The organism is Myxococcaceae bacterium, assembly GCA_016000045.1.
In the GTDB taxonomy this organism is placed as follows: domain Bacteria; phylum Myxococcota; class UBA727; order UBA727; family JABDBI01; genus AER2-1.
In genome coordinates this window covers 12,159-28,679 of record JAECQY010000005.1, presented here as the reverse complement: position 1 = coordinate 28,679, position 16,521 = coordinate 12,159, and the positions used below count along the sequence as shown (strand labels likewise).

General features: G+C 48.5%; 17 protein-coding genes and 1 pseudogene. 7 read left to right on the top strand and 11 right to left on the bottom strand.

Annotated elements, in window-relative coordinates; all coding sequences use genetic code 11:
- Nucleotide 1 precedes the first annotated feature (1 nt).
- The 5 genes from nusA to I8H75_03555 all read right to left on the bottom strand — a co-directional run bounded on the left by nusA (nucleotide 2) and on the right by I8H75_03555 (nucleotide 3,254).
- Nucleotides 2-1,498, bottom strand: coding sequence for a transcription termination/antitermination protein NusA (gene nusA / locus I8H75_03575; GenBank protein ID MBH2006408.1), 1,497 nt, complete (start codon nucleotides 1,496-1,498; stop codon nucleotides 2-4).
- 6 nt (nucleotides 1,499-1,504) lie between these two features.
- Nucleotides 1,505-1,987, bottom strand: a complete 483-nt coding sequence (locus I8H75_03570) for a hypothetical protein (GenBank protein ID MBH2006407.1) — start codon at nucleotides 1,985-1,987, stop codon at nucleotides 1,505-1,507.
- Nucleotides 1,988-2,088: 101 nt separating this feature from the next.
- Nucleotides 2,089-2,415, bottom strand: a complete 327-nt coding sequence (locus I8H75_03565; protein ID MBH2006406.1) for an RNA-binding protein — start codon at nucleotides 2,413-2,415, stop codon at nucleotides 2,089-2,091.
- 115 nt (nucleotides 2,416-2,530) lie between these two features.
- On the bottom strand, nucleotides 2,531-2,923 hold the full coding sequence (locus tag I8H75_03560) for a hypothetical protein (GenBank protein ID MBH2006405.1): 393 nt from the start codon (nucleotides 2,921-2,923) through the stop codon (nucleotides 2,531-2,533).
- Nucleotides 2,910-3,254, bottom strand: a complete 345-nt coding sequence (locus I8H75_03555; protein ID MBH2006404.1) for a hypothetical protein — start codon at nucleotides 3,252-3,254, stop codon at nucleotides 2,910-2,912. Before I8H75_03555 ends, I8H75_03560 begins: the two co-directional genes overlap by 14 nt.
- Before the next feature lie 96 nt (nucleotides 3,255-3,350).
- On the opposite strand from I8H75_03555, the gene I8H75_03550 reads away from it, so the two are divergent.
- Nucleotides 3,351-3,749: a hypothetical protein gene (locus I8H75_03550; protein ID MBH2006403.1), complete on the top strand. Its 399-nt coding sequence runs from the start codon at nucleotides 3,351-3,353 to the stop codon at nucleotides 3,747-3,749.
- On the opposite strand, the gene I8H75_03545 is transcribed toward I8H75_03550, so the two are convergent.
- The 3 genes from I8H75_03545 to I8H75_03535 form a co-directional block, all read right to left on the bottom strand.
- Nucleotides 3,746-4,156: a hypothetical protein gene (locus I8H75_03545; GenBank protein ID MBH2006402.1), complete on the bottom strand. Its 411-nt coding sequence runs from the start codon at nucleotides 4,154-4,156 to the stop codon at nucleotides 3,746-3,748. The two genes, I8H75_03550 and I8H75_03545, sit on opposite strands and share 4 nt — an antisense overlap.
- Before the next feature lie 97 nt (nucleotides 4,157-4,253).
- Nucleotides 4,254-5,075, bottom strand: coding sequence for a 1,4-dihydroxy-2-naphthoate polyprenyltransferase (locus I8H75_03540; GenBank protein ID MBH2006401.1), 822 nt, complete (start codon nucleotides 5,073-5,075; stop codon nucleotides 4,254-4,256).
- A 31-nt stretch (nucleotides 5,076-5,106) separates the two neighbouring features.
- Nucleotides 5,107-5,487: a hypothetical protein gene (locus I8H75_03535; protein ID MBH2006400.1), complete on the bottom strand. Its 381-nt coding sequence runs from the start codon at nucleotides 5,485-5,487 to the stop codon at nucleotides 5,107-5,109.
- A gap of 208 nt (nucleotides 5,488-5,695) precedes the next feature.
- Here I8H75_03535 and I8H75_03530 point away from each other — a divergent pair, with 208 nt between their 5' ends.
- Nucleotides 5,696-6,166, top strand: coding sequence for a GTP cyclohydrolase I (locus I8H75_03530; protein MBH2006399.1), 471 nt, complete (start codon nucleotides 5,696-5,698; stop codon nucleotides 6,164-6,166).
- A gap of 6 nt (nucleotides 6,167-6,172) precedes the next feature.
- Here the strand turns inward: I8H75_03530 and I8H75_03525 are convergent, their stop codons facing one another.
- Nucleotides 6,173-7,549, bottom strand: a complete 1,377-nt coding sequence (locus tag I8H75_03525; protein ID MBH2006398.1) for a sugar porter family MFS transporter — start codon at nucleotides 7,547-7,549, stop codon at nucleotides 6,173-6,175.
- A gap of 56 nt (nucleotides 7,550-7,605) precedes the next feature.
- On the opposite strand from I8H75_03525, the gene I8H75_03520 reads away from it, so the two are divergent.
- The 4 genes from I8H75_03520 to ribD are packed head-to-tail and all read left to right on the top strand — an operon-like array spanning nucleotide 7,606 to nucleotide 13,971.
- The gene (locus tag I8H75_03520) at nucleotides 7,606-10,035 is read left to right on the top strand and encodes an AAA family ATPase (GenBank protein ID MBH2006397.1); all 2,430 of its coding nucleotides are present in this window, start codon (nucleotides 7,606-7,608) and stop codon (nucleotides 10,033-10,035) included.
- Between the two features lie 26 nt (nucleotides 10,036-10,061).
- Nucleotides 10,062-11,537: a proline--tRNA ligase gene (locus tag I8H75_03515; GenBank protein ID MBH2006396.1), complete on the top strand. Its 1,476-nt coding sequence runs from the start codon at nucleotides 10,062-10,064 to the stop codon at nucleotides 11,535-11,537.
- A gap of 12 nt (nucleotides 11,538-11,549) precedes the next feature.
- Nucleotides 11,550-12,752 (top strand): hypothetical protein, encoded by a 1,203-nt coding sequence (locus I8H75_03510; GenBank protein ID MBH2006395.1) that lies wholly within the window; start codon nucleotides 11,550-11,552, stop codon nucleotides 12,750-12,752.
- Nucleotides 12,739-13,971: a bifunctional diaminohydroxyphosphoribosylaminopyrimidine deaminase/5-amino-6-(5-phosphoribosylamino)uracil reductase RibD gene (ribD, locus tag I8H75_03505; protein ID MBH2006394.1), complete on the top strand. Its 1,233-nt coding sequence runs from the start codon at nucleotides 12,739-12,741 to the stop codon at nucleotides 13,969-13,971. Before I8H75_03510 ends, ribD begins: the two co-directional genes overlap by 14 nt.
- A gap of 276 nt (nucleotides 13,972-14,247) precedes the next feature.
- Here ribD and I8H75_03500 read toward each other — a convergent pair whose 3' ends face one another.
- Together I8H75_03500 and I8H75_03495 are read right to left on the bottom strand one after the other, a co-directional pair.
- On the bottom strand, nucleotides 14,248-14,529 hold the full coding sequence (locus tag I8H75_03500) for a hypothetical protein (GenBank protein MBH2006393.1): 282 nt from the start codon (nucleotides 14,527-14,529) through the stop codon (nucleotides 14,248-14,250).
- Nucleotides 14,530-14,699: 170 nt separating this feature from the next.
- A pseudogene (locus I8H75_03495) lies at nucleotides 14,700-14,933 on the bottom strand (transposase).
- Between the two features lie 1,414 nt (nucleotides 14,934-16,347).
- On the opposite strand from I8H75_03495, the gene I8H75_03490 reads away from it, so the two are divergent.
- A complete protein-coding gene (locus tag I8H75_03490) occupies nucleotides 16,348-16,494 on the top strand; it encodes a hypothetical protein (GenBank protein ID MBH2006392.1) in 147 nt (48 codons plus the stop codon).
- Nucleotides 16,495-16,521: the final 27 nt, after the last annotated feature.

Here is a 16,521-nt window from a genome sequence, read left to right as displayed (position 1 = left end):
TCTAAACCCCTAAGATGCTTTTCGCCGATTCAATCATCTGCCGGGATTGTTCCATGGAAAAACCGGTGACAGTGGACACATGATTGGGTGTATCCAAAACCAGATCGGTGAGATCGCAGTAAAAGGCTTCATTGAGCGCATGCATGTTTTCTTCAGAGAGTTCCAATTTCGATAGAGGGGTCTCAGGCAAGTCGCAGAGTTTCAACAGCTTCGCGGCTTTGATTCGACTGGGAGACAATTTGCCTTGCTCCAAGAGACGTTGGGCTCCCTGCTTCAATTCGTCTATAACGCTAGATTCGGCCATTCCTGGCAAGCTTTTCAATAATTCGATGTCCGCTCTCGCAATGTCTTCTGCCCGCTTGAAACCATGATTGTAAAGGGTTTGAATCTGAATTTCATTCAGAGGCGTAATGGCTAGAAGCGATAGAGCTGCTTCTTCGCGATCGCGCGCTGCACTGGATTCTGAAAAAATATCAATTTTCCAACCTGTGAGTTCAGCCGCTAGTCGAACGTTTTGGCCTCGTCGTCCAATCGCCAAAGAAAGCTGATCATCGGGTACCACGATTCGCATGGTGTGCTCGCCTTCGTTGACCAGAACGCGACTGATCTCAGCAGGTGCGAGTGCGTTGCAAACGAAACGGGCTTCATCTTGGTGAAACGGAACAATGTCAATCTTCTCACCTTTGAGCTCCTGAATGACGGCTTGGACTCGCGCACCCTTCATGCCAACGCAAGCGCCAACGGGATCCACATCGCTGTCTTTGGAGCGCACGGCGATTTTGGTTCGAAACCCAGGTTCCCGAGAAGCCGATTCAATCATGACAATGCCATCTGCAATTTCAGGCACTTCTTGCTCAAAAAGTTTGACAACCAGATTGGGATGAACCCGGGAAAGAATAATCTGAGAACCTTTGGTTTCTTCTAGTACATCCAGCACATAAGCGACGATCCGATCCCCAGCACGAATATTTTCTTTGAGAATTTGCTCTCGAGTCGGGATAATCGCTTCCGAACGGCCTAAATCGACAATGATATTCCCACGTTCAAATCGACGTACGATCCCAGTGACAAGCTCATCTTTTCGGCCTTTATACTCGTCGTATACGAGCGATCGTTCGGCTTCACGAACTTTTTGAACGATAATCTGTTTTGCATTTTGAGCGGCAATTCGACCAAATTCGCTCGAATCGACCTTAATGCCCAAATCTTCTCCGAGCGCGTCTTGCGTTAACTCCGGATCCAGTCTTGTCGCGGCTTCAAAAGCAATCTCAAGGCTTGGATTATGAACGTCTTTCACGATTTTCTTGAATTCGTAGACTTCGACTTCGCCGATGTCAGCATTATAACGGGCTTCGAGATCGGCGAGGGGCCCAAGATTTTTTCTTGCAGCACTTAACATCGCAGACTCAAGCGCCCCAATCAGAATATCTGGATTGATATTTTTTTCTTTGCCTACTTGCTCAATGACCGATTTGAGATCGAGATGTTTTGTTTCCATATTGAATTATCTCCGTTTGGGGGATTTCGAGAGAGTGAAAATCATACAAGCGTCCCGAATCGAGTTCCACTCGATTGGCTCAACATGAGAATCGATTTGAATTCCGTGCTCATTTTCGCTCAAAAGCTTGCCTCTGAGGGTTTGGCGATCGGTTTTTATTTTAACTTGTTCGCCTAGCGCGCTTTTAAAATGGCTTTTTTTTGTCAGAGGGCGATCCAGACCGGGACTGGATAGCTCGAGTTGATAGGGACCCGCGAACCAATTCTGGTTTGCGTTCTCAACGTCCAGTGTGTCAGAAATTAAGCGGCTAATGGTCGCCAAGCCATCCAGAGAGGATTCGTTGACGTAAAGAAGTAGATTGGGCTTTCCTTTCAGACCGGTTAGCTTAATAGCAATCAGCTCCAACGAATTCAAAGCCAAAATAGGCTCCAAAACTTTGCTGATGTCCTGTTCGAGAGGAGAAAGTTCTTTTAAAAAAGGTTCAGACATAAAAATACAAGGCCCAGCCCTTTTTGACGTTCACCGTCAAAAAGGCCCGGTACCAAGTATTCTGGGCATTGATTGGTACCAGAGTCGAAACAAACGGTTGCTTAGTAGCGACCGCCGCCGTGGTGACCGCGTCCGCCGCCGCCACCGCCGCCACCAAAACCACCGCCGCCGGAGCGAGGAGCCATTGGGCGAGCTTCGTTTACGGTCAAGCTACGACCATCCAACGACTGACCATGAAGCTTGCTGATAGCTTCTTGAGCGCCATCGTCTGTTGCCATTTCAACGAATCCGAAGCCTTTGCTTCGACCGGAGTCACGGTCTATGATCACTTTTGCGGATTCAACATCGCCACAAGATGAAAAAGTTTGAACCAACATATCATCCGTTGCTGAAAACGGAAGATTACCAACGTACAATTTTTTACCCATAACACCTCCTGAAGGCTGGGGTCGCTTCGGAGGGTTAAGCACCATGCCAACTAAACTCGATTGAAGCGGATCTCTAAAACGAGTGGACTCTAGCTTACACAAAGTGAAATGGCAATCAAAAAAAATGATTCGGTGCGCTTAATCCGAGTCGGGTCCAAGCTAATTCTTTTTGAATTTCCATCTTGAGCTCAAGATCAAGATGGTGGCTCAAGAGTTCTTGCAAGAGGGATTTGTAGATAGACACAATTCTTGAACGGACTCTTTCTGAGCGTCCATGATGAAAATGCATATTCCGGATCAAAGTTGCAGCTCGGTAAGCAGCACGGCGCTTCCAAATCGGGTTCGATTCGTTCATTGCCTTTCGATAGTGCTCCAGGGCCGGTTTGATGAGCAGGTGGACCTCGAACTCTTCGGCTTTCCGATAGTATGCTTCTGCCGAGCTGGCTAAGGCTTTGGAAGGCATCCAGAGCCCGAGAGCCAGGGTGAAGATAATTTCAGTCTTCTTCACCGGAAACCGTTACGTCGTAGGCACCGAGAGCTTCCAGCAGTTCCTCAAGAGCGTCTACTGCGTTAGCCGATTCAAGGACGATGCCGATTCGATTGCTGCGCGATCGTGCGATAGGGGCATCTTCCCAATTGGCTTCTTCTCGGTCGATGACGTATTCATCGGCTGCAATGCCAAAATCTTCAAAAAAATCCGGAGCTTCTTCATCATCTCCGCCTTCTATAATCCAAGAAAACCAATTGTTAAGGGCCTTGGCCGCCAAACGAGCGGTTTCGTCTGTATCAAACGTGGCGATTAACTCTATTTCATCCATTCCATTCTCCAATAAGGGCATCAAAACATGCTGTGCGCAAAAAAATCAAGAGAGTATCTGATAAAAACTGCTCAAGCTATTTTAAGTTCTTTGCTTGGCCCGGAGGGAACGCCCACTTTGTTGAGTGAATTTTATGGGGCTGATGAACAAGAAATTCGAAAAAAAGTTTGGCAGTCCATTGAGCCAGGCAAAGTGATTGTTTGGGTTAATTCGCTCCAAGAATGCGCAATTTCGCCCATGCAAAACGGCATCCAATTAAGGCCCTGCTCGCAGGAGCAGGCGCTTGCGATGCTGGAGGCAAGTCTGGCAGAAAGCAGCATCGATCTGGCGATCGTTGAATCGTTTTTTCTCCTGCCGTCGAAGTGCTCCTTGAAAGACAATTTCTACCAAATCGCAGAGCTATCGGAACGTCATGGAAAACCGATTCAGATGCTTAACCCAGACTTAGGCTACCGAAAAGCCCTTCGAGGGCCCTTCAGCGCGTTTTTCCAAACTCAAACCTTGTGCTCGTCTTAGGCGTTTCGGACGACAATTTGATCGGGTTCAAAGCGAACGATCACAACGCCACCTTTGTCTGTCCCAAGCGGAGTCAACGGCAACCTCAAGAAAGGACCTCCGGCATGAATTCGTTGCGCTTTGTAGAGTCGTTCTTGGCCCAGGCTCGGTATCGAACGGCCACGTGCACCGGGCTCGTAATGTGCGGCGATATACGCTTCGAGGCTTTCCGTTTTTCTGCCAGCAGCTTTCAGCTCTTTAAGGGTTTTTTTCAGTAAAACAACAGTATTCTTTCTGTCCTTCAGTAGTTTGTTAACGCCATCCATATCGCCAACCAGATAGGCAATTTGAACATCTTTAAAAGAAACAAGCTTTCTTTTGCTTTTTGTTTTTTCAGCAATCATAAGTACCTCATTCAATATTTTCATTCTGGCGATTGGCTTAAATTTTTTAATAAGTCAATAGGGTGATTTTAGATATTAGGCTTATCCGGATTTTCTTTTAAAATAGAGTTTCGAAAACGTCTTATACGAGATAAAAACTGGTGATGATTGCGAACCCTAAAAGCAGCCAAACAGTCTGAGCCAGCAAGCGTTCTAGAGGAGCTCTTCTAAGCCAAAAATAACCAGCAACTAAGAGCAAACTGCTAGGCCAAACGCCCCAATACAGCTCGATTAAGGCAGGGATCAAGATGCAAAATCGATACTCGGCCCGAGCGAATCTTGCTCCGAAGCGCACAGCAAGTGTTTTTTTATTGGCTTTCTCATCTTGCTTTTGATCACGCAAGTTGTTGACGACGAGAACTGCGCAGGCCAGAAGCCCAATCGCGATTCCATGTCCAATGGCCGAATGATTCAAGTATCCTGCTTGAATGTAGTAGGTGCCTGCTACTGAGATAGGCCCAAAAAAAAATAAAACAAAAATTTCTCCGAGCCCAAGATAGGCAAGTGCAAAGGGGCCGGCGGTATACAGGATTCCGCTGACAACAGAGGCGAGTCCAATCGCTAAGATTGGCCAGCCTGCACGAGCGACCAGAGGCAGCCCCAAGAAGGCTGCGAGCGTAAAGCTAAGAATAAAACCCAATCGAACTGTTCGAGGAGCGAGAAGCCCCGCTTGAGTAACCCGCAGTGGCCCAATTCGCTCCGAAGTGTCCGATCCTTGGAGGAAGTCGTAATAATCGTTTGCCAGGTTCGTCCCAATCTGAATCAGGAGGGCAGCCAATAGGGTGATGCATAGGTACACCCAAGAAAACCGAGAGTTTCGAAAGCAAAGCGCTGAACCGATCAAAATCGGTGCAACGGCAATCGGAAGTGTTTTGGGTCGAATCGCTAGTAACCAAGGAAGCATGAGATGCTTATTCGTGACCCTTGGCCGGATGTCAACGAGTGGGCACTTGAATGCAATTGGCTTCGCACGCAGGATAAGCAGGAAGTTCTAAAAAGAGTTCTTCGCGAAAAAGCTCTATCAGGTCGATCGAATCGGGTTTCTCTAACTTGAGGTCGATGAGAATGGTTTGTGCAATTTGAATTGGCTCCAAACACCGGACACAGGGGTGAGTGACTTGAACGATGCTCTGTGCAGTTAGCAAGACGTCGCAGCCTTCTTTTTCGAGCCGAAAAGCGACTTGAGTTGGCTCAAGCCCGGCGAAGGCAAGCTCTTGATTCGGTTCAGCGAGCAAGTCGGACAAGGCTTCGGCCGTGAATTCTTTTTCCAAAGAAAGGCCGACATCGGGGATATGTTCAAATCGAATCGAATTCATGAGCGTTGCAGAGCATTGTTCCCAAGTTCAAGAACCCTGTCAAGGCAATCAATGCGTGGTATCTTCATTGAGAGGAGCCAAGCGAGGTAGCAATCCAGGCAGCGGAATGATTGGAGTCCGGATCAGTGCCTTTACAAAGTTTGCTTGAAAAAGTTATTAAGATGCGAGTTGTATGAATTCAAAGCTGGAATCTATTTTTGCAAATCTTATGCAGGAACTTGCCCCCTCTGAAGAACAGGATCGCTTTCTTCAGACGCCGATTTTGGCAGCCAAAGCGTGGCGAGAGCTATGCGCTGTGCAGACCGTGAGGCCGGAGGAACTGTTATATCAGCAGAGACTTCCTGCAGATTCGTTTCAAGGACGCGTTGGGCTTCCCAATCTAGCCTTTTTATCGATTTGCGAACACGCTTTGTTGCCCTATTTTGGAGAAGTAGAGATTCAATTTGAACCCCAACAATGGCTGGCTGGTGCTGGAGCGTTTGAGCAAATCGTGCGCGCGTGCAGTCAGAAACTTTCTTTGCAGGAAAGTTTGAACCAGCGGATTTTCGAGGTGATTCGAGACGTCCTCGAACCTCGATTTCTACAGGTGCGAATCGAAGCACGTCATACGTGCATGCAAGGGCGTATCCTAACGACCTGCTGTGTCACTTCCATGAAGGCGCAGCCTACGAAGCAATGACGACGTTTATCGAAACTGGATTGCTTCGAGCTTTTTCCCTTTGGTTTCGGGAACTTTTTTGGCAATAAACCAGAAAGCGAATAAGCAAATCAAGCCGTAGAACCAAAAGGTATACGTTGTTCCTGCAAAGTGCAAAAGATCAGGGAAGCTGGCGGATACAACGAAGTTGAACCCCCATTGAGCGCATACGGCCAGACTGGTCCCGAGCGCTCGATGCTCCAAGGGAAACACTTCTGAAATCATGAGCCACATAATAGGCCCCAGGCTAATGGCGAAAAATGCAATAAAGGCGAGAATGCTCAGCAATCCAAGCGAGCCATCCAGAGAACGATCGACTTGCAGAAAGATGCTTCCACACAAGAACAAGCTCACCATCATTCCGAATGTACCGATCAGCAAAAGAGGCCGCCTGCCGACGCGATCAATGAGGAAGAGCGAAATAATCGTAAAGATCACATTGACCGTTCCAATCATAACGCTGGCTAAGATGGCATCTGAGCTAGACTGAAATCCTGCGTGTCGAAAGATGATCGGGGCGTAGTAGATGATCGTGTTAATCCCCGTTGCTTGCTGGAAAAAAGCGAGTCCAATGGCAACGATTAAGGCCGGTCGAAGCGTTTGGCTAAAAACTTGCGTCCAAGAAATGGCATCGTGTTTTAAACTATGTTCAATTTCAGACAGTTCCTCTGAGCTGTCGGCTTGTCGAATGTCGTTGAGAATTCTCTGAGCAACTCCTTTTCGATTTTTCAGTATGAGCCACCGCGGACTTTCTGGCAGAAATAAGAGAGCTATCCCGAGCACTCCCCCTGGGAGCGCTCCGATGAGAAACATCCAACGCCAATTCCCTGACTCAGCAAACAAATAGTTGACCCCATAAGCGATCAAAATCCCCAGGGTAACGGCCAATTGATTCAGCGAAACGAGAAATCCTCGCTTGGAAGCGGGCGCGATTTCGGCCAAATAAAGCGGCGCGGTTAAAGAGGAGATTCCGATCGCAAAACCAAGAAAGAATCGACTGAAAATAAGGTCTGGAATATCGTGAGCCCCGGCCGCTCCGAGGGAAGCCAGGACAAAGAGTCCGGATGCGATCAGCAAAGAGCCTTTGCGCCCGAGGCGATCGGTGATTTGACTGCAGAATGCAGATCCGAACAGAGCACCGAGCAAAACCGCGCTGACCACCCATCCAATATCGGAAACGGGAACTAAGAAGTCTTTTTCGATGAATAGAATGGCTCCGGATATAATTCCCGTGTCATAGCCAAAAAGAAGACCTGCTAGCGCACTCAAAGCGCTGACTCCATAAACCGATCGGATCGACAACATGAGACAAGGAATAGCATATCCCCCAGGGCTTGCACGAGCGAAAGTTTGTTTTGATTCCATTTGCTCGATTTAAGAACGATCTTTTGTTAAGCTCATGGGCGATTGGAGAAGAATTGATGGTTCAAAAAATTTCGCCGGACAGGCTGAGGTGGCAGCTACGGGATCTCTCTGCGATTCGAGCGGCTTTATCCATTCGGCCTAAGCGTCGAAAAAAAGGCGAGCGATTCGGAGCGATGGCTCAAGAAAGGGCGCTTTCTGCTTTGGAATTAGGCCTTGGTATCCGTCAGCGCGGGTTCAATATCTTTGTGGCTGGAGACTCTGGAACCGGTCGTACTTCGACCGTGAAGCAGCTTCTTGGGACTCGTGCGATCAAGGAAGCGACTCCAGAGGACATTGTTTTGCTCTACAACTTTGAGAACCGAGATCGACCCCTTGCGATCAAGCTCGCTTCGGGACTCGCTCCCAAATTGAAGAAAACCTACGATACTTTTGTCGAACAAATGCTGACCGATTTGGAAAGAACCTTTGAGTCCGAGCGTTATTTGAGTGAGCGTCAGGAACTTCAAGATCAGTGTCAGCTCAAGACCGATGCCATCCTCAACACCATTGAGCAAGAAGCACGCGAAAAAGGCTTTGTTCTACAGCGCTCATCAGCCTCGTTGACCATCACCCCGGCCAATCAAAACGGCGAGCCTATCTCTGAGCAAGATTTCGAGTTGTTAACCGAAAAGACCAAGGCCACGCTGGAGCAAAGCGCGGAACGGCTTGAGATTCACTTAGAAGACTCGCTGAGAAGAGTCCGTGTTCTGGAGCGCGAAGCCGAAGAAGCCATTCAATCCCTAGAACGTCGAACGGCTAGCGTGATTTTGGAACCCATTTTCGAAACCGCCAGAGCATTTTGGAAAGGATCTCCGCGGGTGATGAGTCACTTGGAGAGCTGTCAGGAAGATGTGTTGAATCGGCTCCGGAGATTGATTCCGGATGATCGAGGCGCTGGAACGGAAACCCCTGAAGTGCATTCCCATAAAAAGCGTGTGCACGAAGACGAAGAAGACTACGACTCGGACGAACATGCACTCATTCGTTACCGGGTGAACGTTTTTGTCACGAATGCCAAGGGTTCTGGAGCTCCCGTGGTTCAGGAGACCCACCCCACTTCTTCTAACTTGATTGGGCGCATCGAACAAAGACTTCGAGGAGGGGAGACGATTACGGATCACACCCGAATACGAGCAGGAGCGCTGTATCAAGCGAACGGGGGCTACTTGCTTCTGGAAGCTCAAGATATTTTACGAGATCCTGCTGCTTGGGAAGGTTTAAAGCGGGCTCTTAAAAACCGAGCGGTGGAACTGGATGATCCAGGCGAGCCAGGTCGTATGGTTTCCGTCGCTTCTCTCAGGCCTGAGCCCGTTCCTCTGGAAATTAAGGTCATTCTGATTGGCGTTCCAGAAATTTACTACCTATTAAGCAAAACCGATCCGGAGTTTGGGAAGCTGTTTAAAGTCAAAGCGGATTTCGACAATGAGATGACTCGGACACAAGAGCATATCCGGCGTTATGTTGAATTTATTTGTGATCTCTGTGCCGATGAAAAACTGCGCTTGTTGACGGCAGAAGCGGTCGGGGCTGTGATCGAAGAAGCGGTTCGAATTTCGGGGCACCAAAACAAACTGACTTCTCGGATCGGTGACATTGCAGACTTGGTTCGAGAAGCCAATTATTGGGCTGCTCAAACAAAATCCAAACGCGTGGATGACCATCATATCAAAAAAGCGATTCAGGCGCATGCAGAGCGCGAGGGCTTTCTTCAAACGCATATGACCGAGGATATTCTTGAGAACCGAGTGAGCATTGAGACGGAAGGAGTCGTGGTTGGGCAGGCCAACGCGATGACCGTGATTGAGCTTGGGAGTTATGCGTTTGGAGTGCCTCTGAGGGTGACTTGCCGAGTCGCCGCTGGCAAGGGCGATTGGCTGGACATTGAACGCGAGACTGAGCAAGGAGGCCCGATTCACACCAAAGGACGCCTGATTATTCGAGGATTCTTAGCGCACTGTTTTGGAGACAAAATTCCGATGAGCTTTAATGCCATCCTATGCATGGAGCAAACCTACGGAGACATCGATGGCGATTCCGCGACGCTGGCGGAGACTGCCGCTTTGTTTAGTGCCTTAGCCAATATCCCCATTCGTCAGCATTTTGCGATTACAGGCTCCATGGATCAACGTGGGCATATTCAAGCGGTTGGTGGGGTGAATGAAAAAATAGAAGGCTTCTTTGAAGTGTGCAAAGCGCGCAAAAATAGCGAAACACATGGGGTGATTTTACCGGCGAGCAATCTTTCGGACTTGAACCTTCGGGAAGAAGTAGTTCAGGCTTGTGAATCAGGCCAATTTGAGATCTATGGAGTGAAGACCTTTTACGAAGCGATTGAGTTATTGACCGGGCTTTCTTGGGACAGTGTTCTGGAGGCCAAGATCTTAAAATCCCTGACGCACTTTCGAGATCTCTCGGCTCAACCGTTTGGGAGATCTGTCCAACTTTGAAATAAGGTGATAGATTCGGTCGGCTTATGTCTAAGACCCACGCTATTTCGCCCACCCGGTCTGAGAATTACCCGGAGTGGTACCAACAAGTCATTCGAGCCGCGGATTTAGCCGAAAATTCTCCGGTGCGTGGATGCATGGTCGTGAAGCCGTGGGGCTTTGGCATTTGGGAATTGATTCAGCAAAATTTGGATCGACTCATTAAAGAGACTGGCCATGAGAATGCCTATTTCCCGCTCTTAATCCCCGTCAGCTTTTTAGCCCAAGAAGCACAACACGTGGAAGGGTTTGCCAAAGAGTGTGCTGTGGTCACGCATCATCGTTTGGAAGCGGATGGTGCAGGAGGGCTTCGACCCGCTGGGGAACTGGAAGAACCCTATGTGATCCGGCCAACCAGTGAGACCATTATTGGGCACTCCTATGCGAAATGGGTCCAATCCTATCGTGACTTACCGATTCTGATCAATCAGTGGGCGAATGTCATGCGTTGGGAGATGCGTCCACGAATTTTTTTGCGAACCACAGAGTTTTTGTGGCAGGAAGGGCACACCGTTCATGCAACGGCCCAGGAAGCAGAGATCGAAACGCTGAAGATGTTGGACGTGTATGAGGATTTTGCTCGCAATTATTTAGCTTTGCCCGTTTTAAAGGGAACCAAAACACCCGATGAGCGTTTTCCTGGAGCGGTTCAGACCTATTGCATTGAGGCCATGATGCAAGATGGCAAGGCTTTGCAGGCCGGTACGTCTCATTTTTTAGGGCAGAATTTTGCTAAAGCATCGGGAATCAAGTTCACCGACGAATCCGGCAGCATTGAGCATGCGTGGACCACCTCCTGGGGGGTATCAACGCGTTTGATCGGTGGATTGATCATGGCTCATAGCGATGACGATGGCTTGGTTTTGCCACCGAAAGTCGCCACCAAACAAGTTGTCATTTTGCCCATTCATCGCACGGACGAAGATCGCGTAGCCGTGCACGAGTTCTGCGAGCGGCTTAAAAAAGAGTTGATCCATCAGGGGATACGGGTCTTATTGGATACGCGGGATATTCGGGGCGGCGAAAAGACTTGGTCGCACATTAAAAAAGGGGTTCCTGTTCGCGTTGAAGTGGGGCCTAAAGACTTGGAAAAGAATCAGGTCGTTGTTTCTCGACGCGATCGTGCACCAGGTAACAAGCAGTTTATGCCGGTGCATGAATTTGTTGCTTCTTGCGCAGGCTTATTGGAAGAGATTCAGCAGGCACTTTTGCAGCGAGCCGAAGAATTCCAGCAAGCGAACACACGCTCGATTGACTCGGTGGCTGAGTTCGAAGAATTTTTTAGCCAAGGATCGGGGTTTGCGCTTTGTCATTGGAACGAAGCGGCCATGGGTCATGAACTTTTACAAAAGCACAAGGTGACACCTCGGTGTATTCCGATGAATCGAATCGCGGAAAAGGGAGTCTGTCTATTTACAGGCCGCCCGAGTTCTGGGAGGGTAGTGTTTGCAAAATCGTATTAAATAGGAATTTTTATGTTTCGATTGAATCGTAAAGCCTTACCGGCCATGCTGGGGGCGGGCATTGAGTATTATGATGTTGGGCTGTATGGCTACTTGGCGCCTGTTTTAGCTCCTGCGTTTTTTCCCAATATTCGCGTTGCCGATGCTTATTTTTGGTATTTTTTTGTCGAGTGTTTTTCCGCAATCGCCATGATTGCCGGTGCTCGATACTTTGGAGCGATGGGAGACCGCTTAGGCCGAAAGGAAGCACTTTATCGAGCCATTCTAGGTACCTCAACGGTGACTGGCATTGTTTGTGTTATCCCAACCTATCAGCAGTTTGGCGTATTCGCGACCATTGTGTTTGTTCTAACTCGAGTGAGTCAATGCTTTTTCTTGGGCGGTGAATACAACGGTGGGGCTATTTATTGCCTTGAACACAATCGAAACGGCAAAGAACATGGACTGATGAGTGGGCTTTACGGTTCGTTTACGGTGGTTGGCATTGTTTGTGCAAGCGCGGCTGCCACTTTAGTGAGCTATTTTGGAGCGGAGCATTTCCGTTGGTGCTATGTGGTCAGCTTTTTCATGGCGCTTTTAACGGTTCGCTGGAGAAGTCAAATGGCTGAAACACCCGCTTTCAAGCACGCCCAAGGGGATTTTCAGATTCCAACACGCTTTGTTCTTTTGCTCATGACGGGCGCCGCGCTTTTTTTCAGCTTGCTCTACGCCGTTCCGACCCGAGTCTTCAATGCGTTGTTGCCTCTTCAACTTGGGATTGATCGCAGCATTTTGATGCTGATCAATACGGGCGCTTTGTTTGTCTTGATGCTTTCCATGACACTCTTTGGTTGGTTGGCCGATCGCATCGGCAGCCGGGTGGTGATGGCGCTTTCGGCTCTTTCAACTGCGCTGTTAACCTATCCGCTGTATCGATTGATGGGGGAAGGCAGCTATGGAATTTTGGTGGCTGTCAAAATGGTTTATATGCTCTTAGCCGGGGCTTTCATCGGTCCCTTCCACGCGTTAGCAGTGGAACTTTTCTCGGTCCGAAACCGTTATCGCTTTGCCTCCACAAGCTATACGATCGGCAAGTGTGTGAGTACGTGTATGATTGCCGGTATCTTTTATTACTACGATAAGACGCAAAATTTCATGCTCAGCGGCTACTTTCTGATCGCAGTCGGAGTTTTGATGGGACTTGTTCTGATCGATGCTCGGCATGCGCGAACCTAAGGTTGCGATCGCCTACTCAGAGCTTGCACTCGAGAGCCAAGGCGCTGCGGATTCCTGGATGGCTCAAGCGCTCGAACAGGCCAAGTTGGGCTTAGGGTGCACCTATCCCAACCCTCCAGTGGGAGCGCTGATCGAAAAAGAGGGGAGAATCGTAGCCCAGAGTTTTCATGCACGAGCCGGTGATCTGCATGCCGAAGCTAAGGCATTGCTGCAAGCGGGTGAACAAGCCCTTGGTAGTACCCTTCATGTCACTCTAGAGCCTTGCAACCATTTTGGAAGAACCCCGCCTTGTACGGAGGCGATTATTCGAGCGGGGGTCAAACGCGTGATTTACGCGGAAAACGATCCGAATCCTGAAGTGGCCGGACAAGGCCGGCTGAGGTTGCAAGAAATGGGCATTCAGGTTGAACAAGCTTCCTCTCCCGAATCGCGTGTCATCTTGCTGCCGTTCTCCAAACGAGTCACGCGAGGGGTTCCCTATGTAATCGCTAAAATGGCGGCATCATTGGATGGTCGGATCAGCCAAAAACCCGGTGTGCAAACCGCACTCACTTCGCCCAAAGCCAATCGCTTTGTGCACCGCTTACGCGAAAGAGTCGATGCGGTGGTCGTGGGCTCCGAGACTGTTTTAATCGATAACCCTCGGCTGACGGTTCGTGATACCGGTTCTCTGATCCATCATCAGCCGATACGGATTGTTCTCGATTCGCGTTTGCGTACCTCTCCTCAGGCTTGGGTCTATCAAGAAAAGAATGCCTGGGTTGTGCATTCAATCCATGCGTCCAAAAAGCTTTGCGATGCTTTTGATCAAGCAGGCATTCAAAGGGTCGTTTCGGAGAAGGCTGATTTATTGAAAACCTTGGGAGCTTTCGGTTTGACCAGCATCTTAGTAGAAGGAGGGGCTCAGGTCTTGACGTACTTCTTGCATCAAGGTTGGGTAGATGAGCTAGTTTGGCTAACAGCACCGATACTACTGGGTTCGCAAGGGACGGCTTCCGTTGGAGAGTTGGCCTGTTCAGCTTCGTTTGGACCGGGTATTCGTGCCGATTTGTTTCCAGATCGCTTAATGGTGTTCACGCAGGGCGATCGAAAAGTAGGATCTTTCGGAATAAGTTCTCCCCACTATGAAAATGGTACTAACCGGGCACTAGGTGACACTCTCAAAGAGGAGATTACTATGGATTCCATGACTTGGAATCAAACCGAAGTATTTCAATAGAGAATCAAATTGATGGATGATTAGTTCGCAGATGAGTTTTACTTTTCGACGCTGTGTGGACGGCATCCGATAGGCCGGAAGACGGGTTACAAGTTTATCGAACGCTTCAAACACGAAGCGAGAGAATCCGCAGCCCAAGATCTTGTATCAGATAATTCGACTCATTTGATGGCCACCATTTAAAGTAGGCATGACATCGGGATTCTCAGTGAGATACCTGCATCGCCTGACCAGCAGCTTTCGCAAAATGTTGGCCTCCATCGGGTGCTGGACCGGCTAACATTTGCTGAAGTTCAAGCTGTTGCTCAGGCGAAAGTAAGGGCTTTCTGCCATTATCTCTTCGGCGTTCGTAAAAGCGAGCAATGCCATTTTCATTCCAGCGCCGAACCAATCGGGTTTGCAGCCAATGATTTCGGATACCTCCGTGGTTGTTTGACCTTTCATTCGCAGCCATAGAGCTTGCCACCAAGATTTTTCTCGTGCACCTTGGCAGGTCTGATAGCGCTTCTTTACTTCTTCGATCGGCAAGTGCTGAACAATCTCCGTATGTTTTTTCATTGGGACCTCAAAAAGATAGGTCCTTTATGATCTCATTGCCAGATTCCGCAAGATCCTTTCAGATCTCAATCAGAGGATTTTGGTATTACCATCGATTGGAGCAAGACCGATCGGTTCACCTTCCAACAATTCTGAAACATAGTATCATTTTCCATGCCATTTGATTTCCCCTACTGCTTCTCACTTTCCGAACAACAAAAGAGTCCGGGTTCAATCGGAGAAAGTTTAGAGGGCATTAAGCGTAGAGGCATGCTATGTGTTTCAGAAGGTGTTTGACCCTGCAGGCTCTGGGGATGAGGCCGAAGTTCGTTATACTTCGTTCTGAAGCGTTCAAAACAATCTCGCTGCTTCTTGAGATCGGATTGAGCCGGAGAAGCGGTGGCCTGTTTTAAGGTTCGATGCATTGGGGTTCTTCTGGTCTCTTACTTCTAAATTTTGATGCAGCTAGCGTGGAAACTCTTCCGATCTCCATTGGAGATAGTCTGCGCAGTGCATTTCACTGCGTTGGTATCTAGATAAACACAACCTGGGCTTTGGCTTGTAAGATAATGCGTAGATGGGCAGTAGATCAGACAAGAGAGTCCGGTGCAAGTATTGGTATTTGAACAGCAGCTGCACCCATCATAGGAAGCACAAGAACACCCATCCGTAGTACATGAAACAGACAAAGAAGCCCCAACCGTTTGAGTGGGCACACATTGAGCAGATTTAAATGAATAATACTCCCCAGGAGAAAGTTTGCCATGGGTACACCGCATTGAACTCATGCTAATGTAAGAACAACTCTCATCAGATGTCGATATAAAGTAGTCATTTTGGCATACAAGGCTACATCCCGAATTGTAGCAAGTCCCAGGAAAGCAAGAGCTCCCAAGCGAACAATCGCAAGAGACAGTAGCACAAGAGATCGAATATGAGCTAAGAAAATTATTGTATAAAAAAGGTGTGCATTGAGCAGAAAATCCAGACAGTTGGGCATTTGCTAATGGACCGCTTGTGCACTGAATAGAGTTTGTATCCAAATAACTACAGCTTTGAGTAGATTGTGTTGTTATCGGAGCATAATTAACCGGACAATAGATTCGACAATACTCGGCATGACAAGGGGTTGAACTTGTGCATCCAATGCAGTCACAGGGTTCTGTTGTACAAGAGACTCCAATGCTATTCGGATTACTGGATAAGATTTGGAAACACTTGGCCCGAAAGGATTTATAATTACCATTTGCCAATGCAGGACTTACACAGTGAAGCGAAGTGCTGCTGGAATAAGTACACCCAGAATCAATGGGAACAATTAAAAAATTGGATGGACACACGATCGAGCACCAATAACCGTGACAGGGGGTACTGCTTGTACAAGAGCTGCAGTCACAAATACTCGTTGAGCATGAGGTCTGCAGGATAATTGGAGGTACCGGCGTTGGTGCTGGAGTTATTATGGAGGGGACTGGCGTAAGTAAGGGAGGGGGAGGCATCGGGGTTGCTACTGCAGGCGCTGCTGTTGGCTTGAGTGTTGTTGGTATGGGCGGAGGTATTGGAGTTGTTGTTTCGCTAATGGTTAAAGTGCTAGATGTTGTAAAAGTCGACGTAAAATCAGCATCACGTGAAATTTGAGTAAATGTTCGGGTTTCTAAGCCAGGAAGCGTTTGGGTTTTAGAAGCATCGGCGGTTTGACTGATAGAGCGGCTGGGTATCGCTGAACTAGCTGTGGCAGAAGCGCTCTGATTTGTACTATCGGAAACAGACCGTGTTAAGGTTCTGGAGATTGTTTTGATAGCGGTAATAGAGTTGCTGTCTCCTACACGAGTCCTCGTCATGGAGTATAAAACAGGACCGGTGGAAAAAGTACTTGAACTTCGGCTTCCAGGTTTTACGGCTGTGCCTGTTATGGAAATGACGCTTGGAGACGTAGAACGATATGTCGGAGAGAATGTTGAACTAGCTGTGGCAGAAGCGCTCTGATTTGTACTATCGGAAACAGACCGTGTT

Coding starts and splice junctions, on each gene's coding strand:
- nusA (MBH2006408.1), bottom strand. CDS start 1,498: ATGGAAACAAAACATCTCGATCTCAAATCGGTCATTGAGCAAGTAGGC.
- I8H75_03570 (MBH2006407.1), bottom strand. CDS start 1,987: ATGTCTGAACCTTTTTTAAAAGAACTTTCTCCTCTCGAACAGGACATC.
- I8H75_03565 (MBH2006406.1), bottom strand. CDS start 2,415: ATGGGTAAAAAATTGTACGTTGGTAATCTTCCGTTTTCAGCAACGGAT.
- I8H75_03555 (MBH2006404.1), bottom strand. CDS start 3,254: ATGCCCTTATTGGAGAATGGAATGGATGAAATAGAGTTAATCGCCACG.
- I8H75_03545 (MBH2006402.1), bottom strand. CDS start 4,156: ATGAAAATATTGAATGAGGTACTTATGATTGCTGAAAAAACAAAAAGC.
- I8H75_03540 (MBH2006401.1), bottom strand. CDS start 5,075: ATGCTTCCTTGGTTACTAGCGATTCGACCCAAAACACTTCCGATTGCC.
- I8H75_03535 (MBH2006400.1), bottom strand. CDS start 5,487: ATGAATTCGATTCGATTTGAACATATCCCCGATGTCGGCCTTTCTTTG.
- I8H75_03530 (MBH2006399.1), top strand. CDS start 5,696: ATGCAGGAACTTGCCCCCTCTGAAGAACAGGATCGCTTTCTTCAGACG.
- I8H75_03525 (MBH2006398.1), bottom strand. CDS start 7,549: ATGGAATCAAAACAAACTTTCGCTCGTGCAAGCCCTGGGGGATATGCT.
- I8H75_03520 (MBH2006397.1), top strand. CDS start 7,606: ATGGTTCAAAAAATTTCGCCGGACAGGCTGAGGTGGCAGCTACGGGAT.
- I8H75_03515 (MBH2006396.1), top strand. CDS start 10,062: ATGTCTAAGACCCACGCTATTTCGCCCACCCGGTCTGAGAATTACCCG.
- I8H75_03510 (MBH2006395.1), top strand. CDS start 11,550: ATGTTTCGATTGAATCGTAAAGCCTTACCGGCCATGCTGGGGGCGGGC.
- ribD (MBH2006394.1), top strand. CDS start 12,739: ATGCGCGAACCTAAGGTTGCGATCGCCTACTCAGAGCTTGCACTCGAG.
- I8H75_03500 (MBH2006393.1), bottom strand. CDS start 14,529: ATGAAAAAACATACGGAGATTGTTCAGCACTTGCCGATCGAAGAAGTA.
- I8H75_03490 (MBH2006392.1), top strand. CDS start 16,348: ATGGAGTATAAAACAGGACCGGTGGAAAAAGTACTTGAACTTCGGCTT.